Raw genomic sequence first — 18,267 nt, forward strand, 5'->3', positions numbered from 1 at the left:
GCCGTCGCACGAAGGCGAGGTCGGCGGACCGGCCTGTCGGTGCCCGGACCTACCGTGGAGGCATGTGCCGCAACATCACGGAGCTGCGCGGCCTCGAGCCGCCGGCGACCGACGAGGAGATCGAGGCAGCCGCGCTGCAGTTCATCCGGAAGGTCAGCGGACTGCGCCAGCCGCCGCCGGCCGTCGCGGAGGCGTTCGACGGCGCCGTCACCGACGTGGCGGCCATCGTCCACCGCCTGCTGGACGGGCTCCCCGCCCGCCGCCAGCCGCCGGCGGCCGTCCCGCCGCTGCGCCGTCCCGAGGTTCGCGCCCGCCTCGGCCGCTGAGCACCGCCCGCGGCCCGTCCAGCCGCGCCTCGCCCTTACCCCTCGTCACAGCTGCACCCATGCGCGTGTACGCGCACATGGGTGCGCCGGTGCGCGTACGCGCACATCGGTGGYGCGGGGCGTCAGACGACCTCGGTGAAGGCATCCAGGAACGAGGCGGCAGGGGTGCCGCACGGATCGTTGAAGTACTCGCGGCCGCCGAGCAGGGCGAACAGCGGAACCGGAAGGCGGGTGACGTAGCGGCGCAGGCGAGCTGGCGCGCGCGGGCCGGCGAGCTGGGAGGCATGCGCGGCAAGTGAGGCGCGCTTCTGGCGCGCATAGCGGCGGACGTCCACCCGGTAGGCGATCTCCCGGCGTGGGGTGAACATCGGGGGAGCGGGCTCCGGCACCGCCGCGGCCGGGCTACCTGGCCGGGACGACCGGAACAGCCGGGACGACCGGAACAGCCGGAACAGCCGCGACGGCCGGAACAGCGAGCCCAACCGGCCGACGCGGACCAGTCGCTCGATGGTCTCGCGCGGGAGCGTCGCCTCCAACAGCCGGACGCCGCCGACCAGGTCCGCCGCGCGGACGCCTACCTCGTGCACCCGCACATGATCACGATGCCCGTACCCACCGCGCGCGTCGTAGCTGATCAGCACCGACGCCTTCTCCGCGCGCAGCAGGTCGGCCAGTCTCCCGGCCGCCTCGTCGAGGTCGGCGCGCGCGAACCGCTGCCGGTCCACCGGGTCCGGGTAGAACAGCGGCCCATGCCCGCTGTCGGCGTAGCCGAGGTGCTCGACCCGGGCGGCCCCAAGCTCCGCCGCGCTTGCCCGCAACTCGTCCAGGCGGACGCGTGCCTGCGGATCGGAGCCGTTTCCCAGGTGCCCGTCGGTCGCGACGACGATCACCACGCGATGTCCCGCCGCGGCGAGCAACGCCAGCGTCCCACCGCTCCACAGCGCCTCGTCGTCCGGATGCGCGTGCAGTGCCACCACCGAGCCCACGTCCGGGATCGTGCCAGACCGGCCAGACGGGGCCGGAACCGCGGCGCTCAGGGCTTCCGCGCGACCGCCACCCAGATAGGCACGGGGGTGGAGTCGGCGCCGGGGTCGGGACGCCACTCGGAGGCGGTGACGAGGCCGGGCTCGACGAGTTCGAGACCGGCCACGAAGCGCGCGACCTCGTCGCGTGTCCGGTAGACGGAGACCACCGGGCTGCTGGCGCTCGCCTCGTCCATGCTGCGGGCGGTCTCGGGACGGACGTCCGCGGCGATGTGGGCCAACGAGAGGTAGCTGCCAACCGGCATCGCGTCCAGGAGGGTTCGGATGACCTGGTGCGCCTCGTCGAACTCCGGGATGAACTGCACCACGCCGTGCAGCAGGGTCGCGATCGGCTGGGAGAAGTCCAGCGCGTCCGCCGCCTCCCCCAGGATCTTCTCCGGGTCACGCAGGTCGGCCTGCAGGTAGGCGGTCGTGCCCTCGGGAACACCGGTCAGCAGCGCCCGGGCGTGCGCCATCACGAGCGGGTCGTTGTCGACGTAGACGATGCGGCTCTCGGGGGCGACGCGCTGGGCGACCTCATGGATGTTGTCGTTGGCCGGCAGGCCGGTTCCGATGTCGAGGAACTGCCGGATGCCCGCGTCGGCGGCCAGGTACGTCACGGAGCGTCGCAGGAAGGCCCGGTTCGCCTGCGCGATATGGGGGATGGTCGGGTCGATCGCCAGCATCTGTTCGGCCAGGGCGCGGTCGACGGCGAAGTTGTTCTTGCCGCCGAGGAAGTAGTTGTAGATCCGCTCTGGATGCGGGATATGCGGATTTAACCCGGCCAAGGACTGCTCGTCATTGGGCATGTCCACTCCGTCCTCGGCCGCTGCGTCGCGGCGCATCTGGACATATTCGCAGAGCGTTGGACAACTGGTCATCCGACCGCCGTCGCTGCGCCGCCTGGTAGTCGACTGCGCACGGTGACGGGCGGCGGGAGCGGGCCGGCGGGAGCGGGCCGGCGGGAGCGGGCCGGCGGGTACGGGCCGGCGGGAGTGGGCCGGTGGGCTCGCTCCCGCCGGCTGTCGGCAAGCGTCGCGCCGGCGCCCTACTCCTCGCCGACGGGGGAGAGGTCGTCGTAGCGCTGGTGGGTGAACGGTATGACGTCCTCCTGCGGCAGGCGGCGCACGACGGCGCCGGTCTGGATGCTGGACCGCTCGGCGAGCTCGATGCCGACGAGGCGCCGCACCGGCAGGTCCGCGACCGGGTCGAACCGGGACTCGCGCAGGATGACCTCGCCGTCCACCCGGAACAGCCTGCGGTTCTTCTCCCGACGCTGGACGTGCACCAGCGCGGGGTCGTCGTCGAAACCCTTGCCGTCGGGCGCGGGCTGGAACTTGAGGTAGAAGCTGGTACGCACCCCGTTCGCCGGCAGGGACAGCTCCTCGACGAGCTGCCCGTTGATCTCGACATAGGTCACGCCGAGCCGGGTGAACGAGCCGGTCAGCCGCGTGCCCACCGCGAGGTCACCATCGAGGTCGAGGCGGACGTCGGCGATCTTCTTCGGCTCGCCGAACGTCTCCCGACCGCCGATGACCGACTGCTCGGTCGACATCGGCATCGTGAGCGCGTAGTCGCCGACCAGCCCGTCGTGGACGGCGCCGACGCCGAACGTGCCGGCGCCGAACGGCGCCAGGCCGCGCCCGACGTCGACCCGCGCGACGGTGACGCGCACGTGCTCGGGCGTGGCCGCGACCAGGGGCGGCGGTAAGACGGCCGCGATGAGGTCGGGGTCGGTCTCGTAGATCGCGACCAGCGAGGTCGCCCAGGTATCGACCGAGGTCGCCTCGACCTCGCGGTTGCGCAGCTGTTCGGGGGTGCGGGCGCCATAGCGGATGCGGGTGGCCACGACATCTCCTTCGGTGCGGGGGTGGGGAGTGCTCAGCTCCCGGCGGGGATGCCGTAGCCGATGAGGGCGGGGCACATCTCCGCCTCGATGGGCAGCGACGCCGGCTTCAGCGGCTCGGCGACCTCGGCGACCGTCGGGCCGAACCGGTCGGCGAGCGGGCGCAGCGCCGCCAGGTCGAAGCCGTAGGCGGTGGCGGCGTTGCCGGCGAGCATCCGCGCGACGTCCACCGGGTCGACGCCGGCGAACGCGGCCCGCAGCGCCTCGCGGGAGTAGGGGTGGCTGCCCTCCCGGTGCGGGTAGTCGCTGCCCCACATGATCTTGTCGAAGCCGAGGCGCCCGGCGGCCGGCACCTCGTGCCCACGCAGGAAGCTCGCGCCGATGCGGACCTGCCGGGCGAAGTACTCGCTCGGGCGCAGGCTCATCCCGCCGACGAGGTCCTTGCCCCAGACCGCCTCCTGCGAGTCGGCGGCGCCGCTGCCCATCCGGTCGAAGAAGTAGTCGAGGCGGGCCAGCTCGTCGGGGACCCACGCGGTGCCCTGCTCGGCGAGCACCAGCCGCAGGCCGGGGTGGCGCTCGAAGACGCCGCCGACGAGCAGGTGAGTGAATGCCCGGTGCGCCCACCAGGTGACCTCCAACAGCAGGATCACCTTGTCCTCGGCGCGCTCGCCCGCGGCAGGCGCGGCGCTGCCGCTGTGGTGGTTCACCGGCATGTCCAGCTCTTCGCAGACCGACCACAGCGGCTCGTAATACGCCGGGTCGTACAGCGGGGGCACGCCGGAGCCGGGTGGCGCGCCCGGCAGCAGCACACCGCCGAACAGGCCGTTCTCCTTCGCCCAGCGCACCTCGGCGACGGCGGCGTCCAGGTCGTGCAGCATGATCTGGCAGATCCCGGCCCGCCGGCCCTGGGCCGCGGCGCAGAAGTCAGCCATCCAGCGGTTGTGCGCCCGCAGACCGGCCCAGCGCCGCTCCAGGTCGCCGGCGTTCGGCGCCGGCGGCTGCTCGACGAGCGAGTTGTTCGGGTAGAACGGCGGGACCGTGTTCGGGTAGATCACCTCGGCGACGATCCCGTCGCCCTCCAGATCGGCCAGCCGGCGGTCGGAGTCCCAGTTCCGGCCGCCCAGGTCCCCCTTGAGGTCGTCATAGGGAATGGCGTAGTCGGCGGCCCAGGCGTCGAAGTCGTCGAGCCAGCGGTTTTCCAGATAGGGGCGGTAGCCGTGCAGGCTCCCGCCGCCATGGCAGTCGGCCGAGATGACGATGTAGCGGTCGTCCGGAGCCGGAGCCGGAGCCGGAGCCGGAGCCGGAACAGGAACAGGAACAGGAATCGGAGCCGGGACGGGAGCCGGGGCTGCCGCGTCGGCGGTCATTCCACCACGCCCCAGGGGAGGTCCTGGCCGGTCAGCCAGTGTCGGCCGGCGTCGCGGGCCCGCGCCCATTTCGCGACGTTGGCCGTGTCGTCGGTCTGGCCGAGGCTTTCGGGGGTGACGTTCAGCCGGTCCGCGATCGGGCGCAGCTGCGCCAGGTCGAAGCCGAACACCTCGGCCGCGGCTTCGCCGAGCATCCGGCGGGCCTCGGCGACCGGGACGTCGTGGAAGGTCTTCCTCATCCATTCGCGCGAGCGCGGCCAGGTGCCTTCGGGATGCGGGAAGTCATTGCCCCAGAGCATGTTCTCCAGGCCGATCTCGTAGCGCATGCCGATCTCGCGCCGCTTCGTGTTCGACGAGCAGATGAAGCAGTTGCGGTCGAAGTACTCGCTCGGCGACATCGTCAGGTCGCCCAGCGAGCCGAGCTTCTCCGCGCCCTTCTGGCCGAGGTAGAGCCGGTCCCAGAACCACAGCAGGTTCGCCACCCACCAGCAGCCGGCCTCGGCGACGCCGAACCGCAGCCGCGGGAACCGCTCGAACACGCCCGACCAGAGCAGGAACCACAGCGGCCGCGCCGGCCACCACGTCACCTCGGTGACGTAGATGCCGAGGTGGTCGCCGTAGGACTCCTTGTCCGCCGGGCCGGAATGGGTGAGCACCGGCATCTCCAGGTCCTGGCACAGCTTCCACACCGGGTCGTAGCGCCGGTCGTGGTAGGGCGCCTGGTGCATCCACATCGCCGGGATCATCACGGCGCGCAGGCCGGACTCGTAGGACCGGCGGATCTCGGCGAGCACGTCGTCGAGCGGGGCGGTGATCTGCACCAGCGCGATGCCGCGCCGCCGCAGCGGCGAATCGGCGCACAGCTCGGCGAGCCAGCGGTTGTGCGCGCGGGCACCGGCGAGGCCGAGCACCGGGTCGAGGTCCCCGGAAAGGCCGAGCCCGGTGCCGAAAGGTGCGCAGGTGCGGCTTTCCACGGCGTCCGCGTCCGGGAAGATGATCTCGGCGGTTATGCCGTCCGCGTCCATCTCCTTGTTGCGCCGCGCCGCCTCCCAGCCGCCCTCCAGGCCCTCGGCGTTCTCGGTGAACCATTTCTGGGCGAACTTCGCGTCGGAGGTTCCCATGCGGCGGATCTCCTCGACCGCCGCGGGCCTGCCGGCGAGGAACTCGTCGAACGCCGGGTGGAATTCCTTCTCCAGGTAGTCCCGGTACAGCTCCGTCGGTAAGCCCGCGTGGCTGTCGGACGTGATGACGATGTACGGCGTGGTTGTGCCGGCGGCGGTGCCGGAGGTACCCGCGCCGCTGGCGGGCTCGCCTTTTCCTGTCGCGGACAAGGTGTTCTCGGGGGCTTTGTGGTCGGCGGCTTCGTGCTCGGACGCGGAGGCCATGGGGCGTCCCCTTCGGCTCGGCCGGCCCCTGGGACCGGCCGCTAGGTCGGCCGCTAAGTCGGCCGCTCGGGCGGCTCGGCGGCGGCTGCCCGCCGCCCGATCAGGGAACCTCTTTGCATCAACCATGTCAATCTTTGCACTATGCGAAAAGAGGGCGATAGGGTCGCCGCATGTCGTCGCGCCCGCGGCCATCCCCGCAGACCGACCGGGTCATCGCCGTCGTCGAGATGCTCGCCGGCGCTCCGGGTGGCCTCAGCCAGTCGGAGATCTCCCGGCGGCTCGGCACCACCGCGGCCACCTGCTACCCGACGCTCGCGGCGCTCGAGCGCGCCGGCTGGCTGCGCCGCCACCCGACGCGGCGCACCTACGCGCTCGGCCCCGGGCTGATCGCCGCCGGCCAGGCCGCCACGGCCGGCACCGACGCGCTGGCCGCCGGGCGCGGCCGGATGGCCGACCTGCACCGCAGGCTCGGCCTGTCCGTGGTCGCGCTCGTCCCGGCGGCCGAGTACGCCACGGTCGCGCACCTGGTCGTCGACCCGCGCGGGCGCCCGGTCGCCACGCTGCGCGTCGGTGACACGATCCCGTTCCACCCGCCGCTGGGGATCACGTTCATGGCCTGGCAGCCGGACGCCGTGGTGGAAGGCTGGCTCGACCGCGGCGGCGTCACCGACCCGGCCGACCGCGGCGAGTACCGCGAGCTTCTCCACGTCATCCGCGCCCGCGGCTACTCGGTCGAGCTGTCCGCCTCCCTCGACGAGCGGGTCCGTCGCCAGGTCGGCGCCGCTGCCGCCGCCAACCTGCGCGGCCAGCTCCCCGGCCTGCTACGCGACCTCGCCGCCGGTCTCGCGAGCCCGTCGGACTTCGTCGCGGGCGCGCTCGACCCGGACCAGGACTACCGGGTCGACTCGCTGTCCGCGCCCGTCTTCGACGCCCACGGCGCCGTCGCCCTCGTCGTCTCCCTGCGCGGCTTCGCCGCGGCTGTCACCGGAGCCGAGACCACCCACCTCGCCACCGCGCTCACCGCCGCCGCCATCACCATCACCGCCGACGTGTCCGGTCGCCCCCCGGACCTCGGCGACCTCTAGCGGGAGCGGGAGCTCTCTGGTTTCCAGCCGAGGACCGGGCCCAGCCTTTCGGCCATGTCGGTGAGGATCTGGACGTAGTCCTCGTGCTCGAAGGTGAAGGGGAGGGCGAAGGCGACCTCCGTGACCTCGCGGAAGCCGGCATGGGCGTAGAGGGCCTCGGCGATCTGCTCCGAGGTGCCGAGCAGGTCGCGGGCGAACAGCATGCGCTGCGGCCCCTGCGGGCTGAAGGTCCGGGGGGTGCGGGCGTCGACGTAGGCCTGGTAGCGGGAGCGCTGGTCGGCGGTGGCGCTGTCGGTCGGGATCACGACGARGCCCTGGGACACCCGAGCGGCGGGGCCGTCKGGGTGCGCCGCGCGGAACGCCTGGATGTGGGATCGCTGGACGGTGGCGAAGTCGTCCGCGTCGACGGTGTCCTTGTCGTCGACGGCCCGTACGACGCTGCTGGTCAGGAAGTTCATGTCATGCTCGCCCGCCCACGCGGCCGACGCGACGCTGGCGCCGCCGTACCACATCCGGGACCGCAGCCCGGGCGAGTGCGGCTGCACCCGGTCGGAGAACTGCTCGAAGCCCTCGGCGCCGCGGAACGCGCTCGCCGGCTCGCCGGCCACGTGCCTCAGCAACCGGGCGACCCGTTCGTAGGTGAAGTCCTCGAGGTCGCCCGTATCCGGGTAGAGCGCATCCTTGACCCGCTCGTAGAAAAGCGGTGGCCCGACGCTCACACCTGGGTTGACCCGTCCGCCGGAGAGAATGTCGACGGTCGCGAGGTCCTCCGCCAACCGCACCGGATTCTCCCAGCCCAGCGGCGTGACCGCCGTGCCGAGGTGGATCCGACTGGTCCGCTGCGTGGCGGCCGCCATGATCGCGATCGGCGACGATATCCCGTACTGCAGGTGCCGGTGGCGCAGCCAGGCACTGTCGAACCCGAGCCGTTCGCCCAGCTCGATGATCCGCAATGTGGACTGGTGCCCCGGACCGGGGTCGTTCTCGTCGAACAGCCCGATTGTCAGGAAGCCGAGCTGCTCCAGTGCGGCCCCCGGCACAGGCATACCGCACCCCCGACCTCGGCATTCGCGACTTCTCGACCTTACCGGTCGACGTAGGCGGGCACCTGCCGGCCGGCCGCGCCGTTGGCTGCCGAGGTGCTGCCGGCTGCCGAGGTGCTGTCGAGTTGTCGTCGGCTGTCGAGGTGTGGGTGTCGCGCTAGGCCTGCTGGCAGGCTCGCGGGAGGGTGCRCCCGGCCGGTGGGCGGGCGCACAGCAATGCCCAGGCTGCGAGAGTCGAGGCGTCCTGGATGACGCCGTCCGCGAGCATGGCGAGCCATTCGGGGTGGCTGAACCGGCGGGCCACCAGATCCTGCTCTTCGACGGTCGGTGCGCGCGGGCCTTCGGTCAGGTCGGTGGCGAGCCAGACGTGGCAGCCCTGGGTGGAGTAGCCGTAGGCGGTGAACAGCCGGCCGAGGTGGTCGAGCCGGCCGGCCCGCAGCCCGGTCTCCTCCCGCAGCTCCGCCGCGGCGAGCACCGCCGGGTCGATGTTCGGCTGGTCCTCCCAGGAGCCCTGAGGGAACTCCCAGAAACGTGCGCCGACCGGGTAGCGGTACTGCTCGACGAGCCACACTCCGTCGGCGTCCACCGGGATCACCAGCGCGAAGTCCGCCTTCTCGACGACGCCGTAGATCCCGGTCGACTGGTCGGCCCGGACGATCGTGTCCTCCCGCACCCGCATCCACGGGTTCTCGTACACCGCTCGGCTCGCCCGTACGGCGATCGGCCCGTCGTCCGCCACGCCCACCTCGCCACCGAGTCGTCGATCCGCCTGCCCTGCTTCCCGCCTGCCTTTACCTACCTCATGACGGTCTGTCTTCGCGGGATAACGGCCAGCCCGCCATGCCGGGCGTTTGGGATGTTGCGGGCCACCTCCCGGACGCGCCGGCTTTACGTGAAGCAAAGGGGTGGTGTGCGGCGGAATGGTCGTGTAACCGTTTCAAAACGGGATGAACCTATGGTCGGAAGGCATGCGTGTCACCGCCGAGCCGCTCCTGCGGCACTACTGGTACCCGGTTGCCTTCGCCTCCGACCTCGGAGGCGCGCCCCTCGCCCGCCGGCTGCTCGGCACCGACGTCGTCCTGTGGCGGGACGCCGAGGGACGGCCCGCCTGCGCCGCCGACCGCTGCCCACACCGCGACGCCAAGCTGTCCCGCGGCTGGACCGAGGACGGCGCCGTCGTCTGCCCTTACCACGGCTGGCGGTACGGCTCGGACGGAAAGTGCGTGCTCATCCCGCAGAACGCGCCAGGGCAGCGGATCTCACCGCGCGCCGTGGTGGCGACCTACCCGGTGACCGAGGCGCTCGGACTGCTGTGGGTCTGCCTCGACCCCGCCTCGGAGCCAGCCACCGCGATGGCCGGCATCCCGGCGATCCCGCAGTTCGGGCAGCCGGGCTGGCGGGTCGTCCAGGAGTTCGACACCGTCTGGCCCTGCTCGGCGCCGCACCTGCTGGACAACAACCTCGACCCGGCGCACATCGCCTTCGTGCACCGCCGGACGTTCGGCAACCCGCGGACGCCGCACATCGACCGCGTCGAGATCACCCGCAGCGCGGCCGGGATCCGACTCGTCTCCCGCGTCCCCGTCTACGCCCGCCCCGGCGAGACCGGCGTGACCGAGCGGCGCACCACCACCGACGTGTACGCCCCCTTTACCGGCGTCTTCCACATCCGCTACCCGGACGGCCTGTCGCACATCATGGTCAAGGCGATCGCGCCGGTCGACGACGGCACCTGCCGGCTGCTGCAGTTCGTGGTCCGTAACGACACCGAGGCCGACCGCCCCGCCGCCGACATCATCGCGTTCGACTCCGCCGTCCGCGACGAGGACTGGTGTGTCCTCGAGACCATGCCGCCGGACTACCACCTGGACCTGACCGCGAACGTCCACATCGACACCGACCGCGCCACCATCGCCTACCGCCGTCTGCTCGCCGAGGCCACCGCAGGGACCTGGCGGCCGGCCGGCCCGGCCGGTCCCGCGGGCGAGGCCGGCGCGGAGCCGGATGGCGCCCTGGCGGCCGAGATCGACGCCGTGCTGAGAACGAGCTGATGCCGCAGCTGTCGTCGGCCGGGTCGTGGCAACGGCTGGCCGGGGTCGTGGTGGTGCTGACGGCCTGCCAGCCTCGTCACCGCGTATCCGCACGCACCATTCGCGTACCGGTTCGCCGTCGCCGACGGATTCGTTTTCTGTGCCCCTTCCAGCCGGTGGCGTTCGGCATGTCGTCCGGTGTCCGCCGATAGCCTCCAAACCATGCGAGTGCGGCGCGTCGACCCACGCGACACCATGTGGGAACTGGACAACCCGGTATACCGGGTCTATTTCTGGACGCGCCCGGCCCATTCGAACGCCTCGCCCAGCTCGACCGAGTTCGAGATCACGGAGACCGACGTCCCCGCCGTCCTCGACTGGGCCAGACGCACGGCCGGCAACCGCACCTTCGTTCTCTACGCCGTCTGCGAGGCCGACGGCCGCAAAGGCCTGGTCCGCCTGGCCGGCCAGGATCCCAACAGCGGCACGGCGGCGGCCGGAACGATCAGCATCGCTCGGCCGTCAGCCGGAAGTCCTTAGGCTCACTGCCGGCTCGCCAGCGACGGACCATGACGACGAGGGTTGGCCGGCGGCGGCGCTGATCGGAGCCAGGAGCATGGCGGCGACCACGGACGGAGCCGCCTCCGCCATGTCGGTGTTCGTCAGTCCCGGATGGCACCGGCCACGGCCCACGGCCCACGGCCCGCAGCCGGTGGCCGGTGGCCGGTGGTCAGCGATGGAATGGGCCGGGAGCCCGGCGGTCTACTTGATGCCGTGAGCGCGCGGTTCCGCGGGACCGCGCGGAGTGTGGCGCGTGGCGCCCTCGCCGGTCGTCGCCGCCAACGTCGTGGCGCTGGACGTCCTGACGTTCGAGCGGGCATCGGACGTTCGGAGCCCGGGTTCAGGCGGATGCCGCGACGTCCTGAATGACGGGTGGCCTCCGGAACGTTAGCCGCCCTCCAGGCCGCTCCGCCCCGTGCCGCTCCGCCCCGTGCCGCTTCACCGGCATGGCGGCGTTCCCGAAGAGTCGATCATTGCTCTGAGCTGGGGCGATGGCGCAAAAGTGTCGGAGGCGGGTGGGAGTCTGGTTGCGTCGGTGGCCCATTGACCCCGGGTGGTGGTGGCGATGTCCGCGATCGCGATGTCCGAGTCCGAGTCGGCGTCAGCGTCAGATGCCGTGTCGTCGCCGTCTGTGCTGTCCGTGGACGTGGAGGCTGCTCCGCTGGAGGTGTTGGAAGGGGAGATCGTCGCGTGGGCAGGACGACTCGCGGCGGCGACCTGCGGCTGGTTGGTGATGGTTGCGGCGTTCGACCGGCGGGGTGGCTGGTCGGGGCAGGGGTTCTCGTCCTGCGCGCACTGGCTGGCGTGGCGCTGTGGGCTCGCGGCGCGCACCGCCCGGGAGCACCTGTCCGTCGGGCACGCGCTGGAGACCTTGCCCGCGATGCGGGCGGCGTTCGCGGCTGGACGGCTGTCCTATTCGAAGGTGCGTGCGGTGACGCGGGTCGCCGAGCCGGACAGTGAGACGGCCTGGCTGAACCATGCGCTGTGCTGCACGGCGGCGCAGTTGGAGAGACTCGCGGCCACCTGCGAGCGGCTGACCGGCGACCACGCGGGTCAGCGGGCGGGACGCCGGGTGTCATGGCGGACCGGCCGGGACGGGATGCTGCGGCTGTCGGCGGTGCTACCGGCGGACGAAGGCGCCCAGCTCGTGGCCGCGATCGACGCGGCCCGCGCGAGCCTGGAGGACACCACCGCGCCGCCACCTCCGGACGAGACCGACCAGGTACCGGCGGACGGGGAGGTGGTCGCGGCGCCGCGGGACCGTCGGCTGGACGCGGACGCGCTGGTGACGCTCGCGAACGGCTTCCTGGACCGGCCTGCCCCCGGTCTCCTGCTGCCATCGCACACGGTCACCGTTCACGTGGACGCCGATACTCTTCTGCGCACCGGCCGGCCGTGTCCAGCGAGCCCCCACCCCGCCAGCGCCAACTCGGCCGACGGGGATCGGACCAACGTGGCCGATGCCCCCGATGCCCCGGACGCCCCCGAAACCCCGGACACAGACCAGGTCTTTGGCTCCGGCATCCGCGGTGCCGTCGGGGAGGTTGCCTCGCTCGATGGTCCACCCGGCGCCCGTCGACTGTCGCGAGCCGACGTCGAGCCTGGGATCGGTCTGCCCATGTCGGCGCTGCGCCGGCTCGGCTGCGACGGCCTCCTGCGCGCACTGCTGTCCGACGCCGAGGGCAATCCGTTGCACCTCGGGCGGCGCCGCCGGCTACCCAACCGCCGGCTGCGCGACGCCGTCTACGCCCGGGACCTCGGTACCTGCCAGTACCCGGGCTGCGAGCGCACCCGCTGGCTCCAGATCCACCACCTGACGGAGTGGTCCGCCGGCGGCGGGGCGACGGACATCGGCAACCTGACCATCCTGTGTACCGGTCATCACCATGCCGTCCACGACGAGGGCATCATCCTCGAACGGGGTACCGAAGGCGCGGTCGTGGCGACCTTGCCAGACGGACGTCTCGTGCGGCCCRCTCCGGTCGTCGACCCCGGCCGCCGACCCATCGAGACCCTGGCGGCCGCGACCCGCCACCTCGACGACGACGCGATCCTCGCCCGCGACGGCGGTCGGCTCAACCTCGCCGACTCGATCTGCGTGCTGACCCAGCACCAGTGGAACGAAGCCGCCCAGAGGACGCACGGCGGTTCCGGCGGTCTACGTGACCAGGCAGCAACGGACCATCTCCGCCCACCGGCGGCGCCCGAGCACGGCGGCGCCGGTCGTCGTCACTGGCCCACCGGGAACAGCACCAGACATCCGGTCCGTCGCTCCCAACGCCGCCACCGTCCGACCACCCCCATCGGGGGCGGGTAGCGAGGCCGGCAGGCACCCGGCCTTCCCGCCATCGTCGGAGGAACGTCGCTGCCAGCCCCGAGCTTTCCGGTCGGCAACCTGTGCCCCAATTCGGTCAGAACACGCTCCGAGCCCGCGTCGCTGGACTGGCGTCTGCGGTTAGCGGGCGCTAACCTGGCGGCATGTTAGCGACCACTAACCTCGGGTCCCACCCGCTCGGGCCGGCGGCGGGGGCGGTGCTGACCAGCAGGGTCGACGCGGGGTCGGCGGAGGGCAGGGCGAACGCGGCCCGGCACGCGGGGCTCGTCGCCGAGCTGCGCGCGAAACTCGCCGGCGCGCGCAGCGGCCCCGAGGCCGCCGTGCGCCGGCACGTCGACCGGGGCAAGCTGCTGCCGCGCGACCGGGTCGACGGGTTGCTCGACCGCGGCAGCCCCTTCCTGGAGCTCTCGCCGCTCGCCGCCGACGGGATGTACGACGGCGACGCGCCGGGCGCGGGCATCATCACCGGGATCGGCCGGGTCTCCGGCCGCGAATGCGTCATCGTCGCCAACGACGCCACCGTCAAGGGCGGCACGTACTACCCGATGACGGTGAAGAAGCACCTCCGGGCCCAGGAGGTGGCCCTGCACAACCGGCTGCCCTGCGTCTACCTGGTCGACTCGGGTGGCGCGTTCCTGCCGCTGCAGGACGACGTCTTCCCCGACCGGGAGCATTTCGGCCGGATCTTCTTCAACCAGGCGACGATGTCCCGCCAGGACATCCCGCAGATCGCGGCGGTGCTCGGCTCGTGCACCGCCGGCGGCGCGTACGTGCCGGCGATGAGCGACGAGGCGGTGATCGTGCGCGACCAGGGCACGATCTTCCTCGGCGGCCCGCCGCTGGTGAAGGCGGCCACCGGCGAGGTCGTCTCCGCGGAGGAGCTCGGCGGCGGCCTGCTGCACTCGCGTATGTCCGGCGTCACCGACCATCTCGCCGAGGACGACGCGGACGCGCTGCGGATCGTCCGCCAGATCGTCGGCGCGCTCGGCCCGCGCGCGCCGCGCCCTTGGGATGTGGCTCCGACCGAGCCGCCGGCCGTCGACCCCTCGACGCTGTACGCCGCCGTCCCGACCGACGCGAAGGTCCCGTACGACGTCCGCGAGGTGATCGCGCGGGTCGTCGACGGCAGCCGGTTCGCCGAGTTCAAGCGGGAGTACGGCTCGACGCTGGTGTGCGGCACGGCGAGGATCCACGGGCATCCCGTCGGGATCATCGCGAACAACGGAGTGCTGTTCTCCGAATCCGCTCTGAAGGGCGCGCATTTCGTCGAGCTTTGCGACGCCCGCTCGATCCCGTTGTTGTTCCTGCAGAACATCACCGGGTTCATGGTGGGCCGCGAGTACGAGGCCGGCGGCATCGCCAAGCATGGCGCGAAGATGGTGACGGCCGTGGCCTGCGCCCGGGTGCCGAAGTTCACCGTCGTCATCGGCGGTTCCTTCGGCGCAGGCAACTACTCGATGTGCGGCCGGGCATACTCGCCGCGCTTTCTGTGGATGTGGCCGAACGCGCGGATCTCGGTGATGGGTGGCGACCAGGCGGCGGCGGTGCTCGCCACCATCCGTCGCGACCAGCTCGAGGCCAGGGGACAGGACTGGAGCCACGATGCCGAGGAGACGTTCCGCCAGCCGATCCGGGACCAGTACGAGGCGCAGGGCAGCCCTTACCACTCGACGGCGCGGCTCTGGGACGACGGCGTGATCGACCCGGCCGACACCCGCACCGTCCTGGGGCTGGCGTTGTCCGTCGCGGCGAACGCCCCGATCGACGATCGCGGCTACGGCGTCTTCCGCATGTGAGCCCGCACGCGAACCCGCACGTGAACCCGCGGGTGGGCCCGCCGCGTCGGAGACGGCAGCCGAAACAGCAGAGGTCAACGAACAGGTGAGTGGGGCGATGTTCGACACGGTGCTGGTGGCGAACCGCGGGGAGATCGCGGTCCGGGTGATCCGGACGTTGCGACAGCTCGGGATCCGCTCGGTCGCGGTCTACTCGGACGCGGACGCCGGCGCGCGCCACGTCCGCGAGGCCGACGCCGCGGTCCGGATCGGCCCGGCGCCCGCGCGTGAGTCGTACCTGAACCCCGCCGCGGTGCTGGCCGCCGCCTGGGCGACCGGCGCCCGCGCGATCCACCCGGGCTACGGCTTCCTCTCCGAGAACGCGGCGTTCGCCGCCGCCTGCGCCGACACCGGCATCGTCTTCGTCGGCCCGCCGGTGCGGGCGGTCGAGGTGATGGGCGACAAGATCGCCGCGAAGCGCGCGATGATCGAGGCGGGTGTGCCGGTGGTCCCCGGCCGGGCCGAGCCCGGAATGGACGAGGCGGCCCTGGCCGCGGCCGCCGAGGAGATCGGGTTCCCGGTGCTGATCAAGCCGTCGGCCGGCGGCGGTGGCAAGGGCATGCGCGTCGTGCGCTCGGCGGACGAACTGGGCGACGCGATCGCGTCGGCCCGCCGCGAGGCGGCGAACGCGTTCGGCGACGACACCCTGTTCCTGGAGCGATACGTCGACCGCCCCCGGCACATCGAGGTGCAGGTCCTCGCCGACGCCCACGGCAACGTCATCCACCTCGGCGAACGCGAGTGCAGCCTTCAGCGACGCCACCAGAAGATCATCGAGGAGGCGCCGTCGGCGCTGCTCGGCGCGCACCCGGAGGGCGCGGCGACCCGGAAGCGGATCGGCGCCGCCGCCGTCACCGCCGCCGCGGCCGTCGGCTACGTCGGGGCCGGCACGGTCGAGTTCATCGTCGCTGGCGACGAACCGGAGACGTTCTACTTCCTGGAGATGAACACCCGGCTGCAGGTCGAGCACCCGGTCACCGAGCTGGTCACCGGCGTCGACCTGGTCGCCGAGCAGCTGCGCGTCGCCGCCGGCGAGCCGCTGCGGCTGCGCCAGGCCGACGTCATCCTCACCGGCCACGCCGTCGAGGCCCGCGTCTACGCCGAGGACGCGTCCCGCGGCTTCCTGCCGACGGGTGGGGAGATCCTCGCCCTCGCGGAGCCCGCGGGCGAGGGGGTGCGGGTCGACTCGGGGATCGCCCTCGGCTCGACGGTCGGCTCCGACTACGACCCGATGCTGGCGAAGGTGATCGCCTGGGCGCCGGACCGCGCGGGCGCCCTGCGCCGACTCGACACGGCGCTCGCCGGCACTGTGCTGCTCGGCGTGACCACCAACATCGGCTTCCTGCGCACCCTGCTGACCCACCCCGACGTCCGCGCGGGCGCGCTGGACACCGGCCTGGTCGAACGCCACCTCGCCGGTCTCACGACCACCCGCCACGCGGCGGCGGGCGCGGGCGGGATGGCGGGCGGGTCGGCGGGCGCCACCGACGGCGCCTGCGGCGGCGTCGGCGTCGGCGGCCCGCCGGCGGACGTGCTCGCCGTGTACGCGCTCGCGCAGCTGTCGCGGCTCGGCCCGGCGGGGCCGGTCGTCGACCCGTGGGACATCCCTTCGGGCTGGCGGGTCGGCGACGACGCCTGGCTGTCCTGGACGATCGACGCGGGCGGCGGCGCGCGCCACCGGGTGGACGTGCGCGGCACGCCTGCCGCGGCGTCGGTGCGCATCGACCGGCGGGCGCCGATCGCGGTGTCCGTCGCGGTTGCCGGCCCTGACCTGGCCGCCAAGGCGGAACGGCTGCTCGTCACGCTCGACGGCGTGACGACCAACTGGTACGTCACGGACGGCCCTACGACCCCCGGAGCGACCTCCGGCGTGCTGTGGGTCGGCACCGGCGGGGCCGCGTGGCCGCTCGCCGAGTGGGTACGCGAACCGGGTGCCGCCGCGGCGGCGGCCGGCGACGGGCAGGCCCGCAGCCCCATGCCTGGCACGGTCATCGCGGTCGACGTCGCCGCCGGTGACACCGTCACCGCGGGCCAACGGCTCGCCGTCGTCGAGGCGATGAAGATGGAGCACGCGGTCACCGCGCCGGTCACCGGCCTGGTCAAGGACGTGCTGGTCGACGTCGGAGCACGGGTCGACCTCGACGCCCTCCTCGCCGTCGTCGAGCCGGACACCGCCGAGCCGGACACCGCCGAGCCGGACACCGCCGAGCTGACCAGTAAGGAGCGCCACGATGCCTGACACCCGGCTCACCGACGAGCAGGAGGCGCTGCGGGCGACCGTCGAACAGTTCGCCCGCGAGGTCGTCGCGCCGGTCGCGGCCTACCACGACGAGACGAAGACGTTCCCCTACAAGGTCGTCGCCCAGATGGGCGAACTGGGGCTGTTCGGGCTGCCGTTCCCGGAGGAGTACGGCGGCCAGGGCGCCGAGTACTTCACGCTGTGCCTGGCGATCGAGGAGCTTGCGCGGGTCGACTCGTCGGTCGCGATCACCCTGGAGGCGGGCGTCGGGCTCGGCGCGATGCCGATCTACCGGTTCGGGACCGAGGAGCAGCGCCTCCAGTGGCTGCCGGAGCTGACGAGCGGGCGCGCGCTCGGCGCGTTCGGCCTGACCGAGCCCGGCGCCGGCAGCGACGCGGGCGGCACCCGCACCACCGGCCGCCTCGAGGGCGACGAATGGCTGATCAACGGCTCGAAGGCGTTCATCACCAACTCGGGCACCGACATCACCCGCGTCGTCACCGTCACCGCCGTCACCGACCGCTCCGAGGCGGGCAAGGCCGAAATCTCCACGATCATCGTTCCGGTCCCGACACCCGGCTTCACCGCCGAGCCCGCGTACTCCAAGGTCGGCTGGCATGCCTCCGACACCCACCCGCTGTCCTTCGCCGACGTGCGGGTGCCGGCGGCGAACCTGCTCGGCGAGCRCGGCCGCGGCTACGCGAACTTCCTGCGAATCCTCGACGAGGGCCGGATCGCGATCTCGGCGCTGTCCGTCGGCCTCGCGCAGGCCTGCGTCGACGAGTCGGTGAAGTACGCGAAGGAGCGCCAGGCGTTCGGTGCCCCGATCGGCACCTACCAGGGGATCCGGTTCAAGATCGCCGAGATGGAGGCGCGGACGCACGTCGCCCGCACCGCCTACTACGACGCCGCGGCCAGAATGCTCGCCGGCCTGCCCTTCAAGAAGGAGGCGGCGATCGCCAAGCTGTTCTCCTCGGAGGCGGCGGTGACGAACGCCCGCGAGGCGACCCAGATCTTCGGGGGCTACGGCTTCATGAACGAGTACCCGGTCGCCCGCCACTGGCGTGACGCCAAGATCCTGGAAATCGGCGAGGGCACGTCGGAAGTCCAGAAGATGCTCATAGCCCGCCACCTGGGCCTGTAGCACCGGACCCGGCAAGGTCGGCCGAGCCGAACGAGCCGGGCGCGAAGCT

Annotated in this window: 15 protein-coding genes; 8 read left to right on the forward strand and 7 right to left on the reverse strand. The window is 72.5% G+C overall.

From position 1 onward, the window contains the following. Positions 1–62 precede the first annotated feature (62 nt). Positions 63–326: a DUF2277 domain-containing protein gene (locus tag BCD49_RS25705; RefSeq protein WP_007506735.1), complete on the forward strand. Its 264-nt coding sequence runs from the start codon at positions 63–65 to the stop codon at positions 324–326. Between the two features lie 122 nt (positions 327–448). Here BCD49_RS25705 and BCD49_RS25710 read toward each other — a convergent pair whose 3' ends face one another. From BCD49_RS25710 to BCD49_RS25730, 5 genes are all read right to left on the reverse strand, one after another. After that, positions 449–1,312 (reverse strand): PIG-L deacetylase family protein, encoded by an 864-nt coding sequence (locus BCD49_RS25710; RefSeq protein WP_027141362.1) that lies wholly within the window; start codon positions 1,310–1,312, stop codon positions 449–451. A 47-nt stretch (positions 1,313–1,359) separates the two neighbouring features. After that, positions 1,360–2,157 carry an SAM-dependent methyltransferase gene (locus BCD49_RS25715; RefSeq protein WP_027141361.1) on the reverse strand — a complete coding sequence of 266 codons (798 nt, stop codon included), beginning with the start codon at positions 2,155–2,157 and terminating at the stop codon, positions 1,360–1,362. Positions 2,158–2,396: 239 nt separating this feature from the next. Next, a complete protein-coding gene (locus tag BCD49_RS25720; protein WP_007506732.1) occupies positions 2,397–3,197 on the reverse strand; it encodes an acetoacetate decarboxylase family protein in 801 nt (266 codons plus the stop codon). Positions 3,198–3,229: 32 nt separating this feature from the next. Further along, positions 3,230–4,561, reverse strand: a complete 1,332-nt coding sequence (locus BCD49_RS25725) for an amidohydrolase family protein (RefSeq protein ID WP_007506731.1) — start codon at positions 4,559–4,561, stop codon at positions 3,230–3,232. Beyond that, positions 4,558–5,946: an amidohydrolase family protein gene (locus tag BCD49_RS25730; protein WP_007506730.1), complete on the reverse strand. Its 1,389-nt coding sequence runs from the start codon at positions 5,944–5,946 to the stop codon at positions 4,558–4,560. The genes BCD49_RS25725 and BCD49_RS25730 overlap by 4 nt, the downstream gene beginning before the upstream one ends. A gap of 170 nt (positions 5,947–6,116) precedes the next feature. Here BCD49_RS25730 and BCD49_RS25735 point away from each other — a divergent pair, with 170 nt between their 5' ends. Next, positions 6,117–7,031 carry an IclR family transcriptional regulator gene (locus tag BCD49_RS25735; RefSeq protein ID WP_007506729.1) on the forward strand — a complete coding sequence of 305 codons (915 nt, stop codon included), beginning with the start codon at positions 6,117–6,119 and terminating at the stop codon, positions 7,029–7,031. Here the strand turns inward: BCD49_RS25735 and BCD49_RS25740 are convergent. Both BCD49_RS25740 and BCD49_RS25745 read right to left on the reverse strand, forming a co-directional pair. Then, a complete protein-coding gene (locus BCD49_RS25740; RefSeq protein ID WP_071041997.1) occupies positions 7,028–8,077 on the reverse strand; it encodes an LLM class flavin-dependent oxidoreductase in 1,050 nt (349 codons plus the stop codon). The genes BCD49_RS25735 and BCD49_RS25740 overlap by 4 nt on opposite strands. Positions 8,078–8,231: 154 nt before the next feature. Next, positions 8,232–8,813 carry an NUDIX domain-containing protein gene (locus tag BCD49_RS25745; protein WP_083401703.1) on the reverse strand — a complete coding sequence of 194 codons (582 nt, stop codon included), beginning with the start codon at positions 8,811–8,813 and terminating at the stop codon, positions 8,232–8,234. Between the two features lie 229 nt (positions 8,814–9,042). Between BCD49_RS25745 and BCD49_RS25750 the strand changes: the two genes are divergently transcribed. From BCD49_RS25750 to BCD49_RS25775, 6 genes are all read left to right on the forward strand, one after another. Continuing rightward, positions 9,043–10,125 carry an aromatic ring-hydroxylating dioxygenase subunit alpha gene (locus BCD49_RS25750; RefSeq protein ID WP_051467489.1) on the forward strand — a complete coding sequence of 361 codons (1,083 nt, stop codon included), beginning with the start codon at positions 9,043–9,045 and terminating at the stop codon, positions 10,123–10,125. A 201-nt stretch (positions 10,126–10,326) separates the two neighbouring features. Then, a complete protein-coding gene (locus BCD49_RS25755) occupies positions 10,327–10,644 on the forward strand; it encodes a hypothetical protein (RefSeq protein WP_007506725.1) in 318 nt (105 codons plus the stop codon). Positions 10,645–11,230: 586 nt separating this feature from the next. Beyond that, on the forward strand, positions 11,231–12,982 hold the full coding sequence (locus BCD49_RS25760) for an HNH endonuclease signature motif containing protein (protein WP_083401705.1): 1,752 nt from the start codon (positions 11,231–11,233) through the stop codon (positions 12,980–12,982). 161 nt (positions 12,983–13,143) lie between these two features. Next, positions 13,144–14,796 carry a carboxyl transferase domain-containing protein gene (locus tag BCD49_RS25765; protein WP_007506721.1) on the forward strand — a complete coding sequence of 551 codons (1,653 nt, stop codon included), beginning with the start codon at positions 13,144–13,146 and terminating at the stop codon, positions 14,794–14,796. 97 nt (positions 14,797–14,893) lie between these two features. Beyond that, positions 14,894–17,074 (forward strand): ATP-binding protein, encoded by a 2,181-nt coding sequence (locus BCD49_RS25770; RefSeq protein WP_007506720.1) that lies wholly within the window; start codon positions 14,894–14,896, stop codon positions 17,072–17,074. Next, positions 17,067–18,218, forward strand: coding sequence for an acyl-CoA dehydrogenase family protein (locus BCD49_RS25775; RefSeq protein WP_071041999.1), 1,152 nt, complete (start codon positions 17,067–17,069; stop codon positions 18,216–18,218). Before BCD49_RS25770 ends, BCD49_RS25775 begins: the two co-directional genes overlap by 8 nt. Positions 18,219–18,267: the final 49 nt, after the last annotated feature.

It is taken from the genome of Pseudofrankia sp. EUN1h, from assembly GCF_001854645.1.
Taxonomy (GTDB): Bacteria; Actinomycetota; Actinomycetes; order Frankiales; family Frankiaceae; genus Pseudofrankia; species Pseudofrankia saprophytica.

Bases quoted from the DNA above. Each gene is read 5' to 3' on its own strand.
- BCD49_RS25705 (WP_007506735.1), top strand. From the start codon at position 63: ATGTGCCGCAACATCACGGAGCTGCGCGGCCTCGAGCCGCCGGCGACC.
- BCD49_RS25715 (WP_027141361.1), bottom strand. From the start codon at position 2,157: ATGCCCAATGACGAGCAGTCCTTGGCCGGGTTAAATCCGCATATCCCG.
- BCD49_RS25725 (WP_007506731.1), bottom strand. From the start codon at position 4,561: ATGACCGCCGACGCGGCAGCCCCGGCTCCCGTCCCGGCTCCGATTCCT.
- BCD49_RS25730 (WP_007506730.1), bottom strand. From the start codon at position 5,946: ATGGCCTCCGCGTCCGAGCACGAAGCCGCCGACCACAAAGCCCCCGAG.
- BCD49_RS25735 (WP_007506729.1), top strand. From the start codon at position 6,117: ATGTCGTCGCGCCCGCGGCCATCCCCGCAGACCGACCGGGTCATCGCC.
- BCD49_RS25750 (WP_051467489.1), top strand. From the start codon at position 9,043: ATGCGTGTCACCGCCGAGCCGCTCCTGCGGCACTACTGGTACCCGGTT.
- BCD49_RS25755 (WP_007506725.1), top strand. From the start codon at position 10,327: ATGCGAGTGCGGCGCGTCGACCCACGCGACACCATGTGGGAACTGGAC.
- BCD49_RS25765 (WP_007506721.1), top strand. From the start codon at position 13,144: ATGTTAGCGACCACTAACCTCGGGTCCCACCCGCTCGGGCCGGCGGCG.
- BCD49_RS25770 (WP_007506720.1), top strand. From the start codon at position 14,894: ATGTTCGACACGGTGCTGGTGGCGAACCGCGGGGAGATCGCGGTCCGG.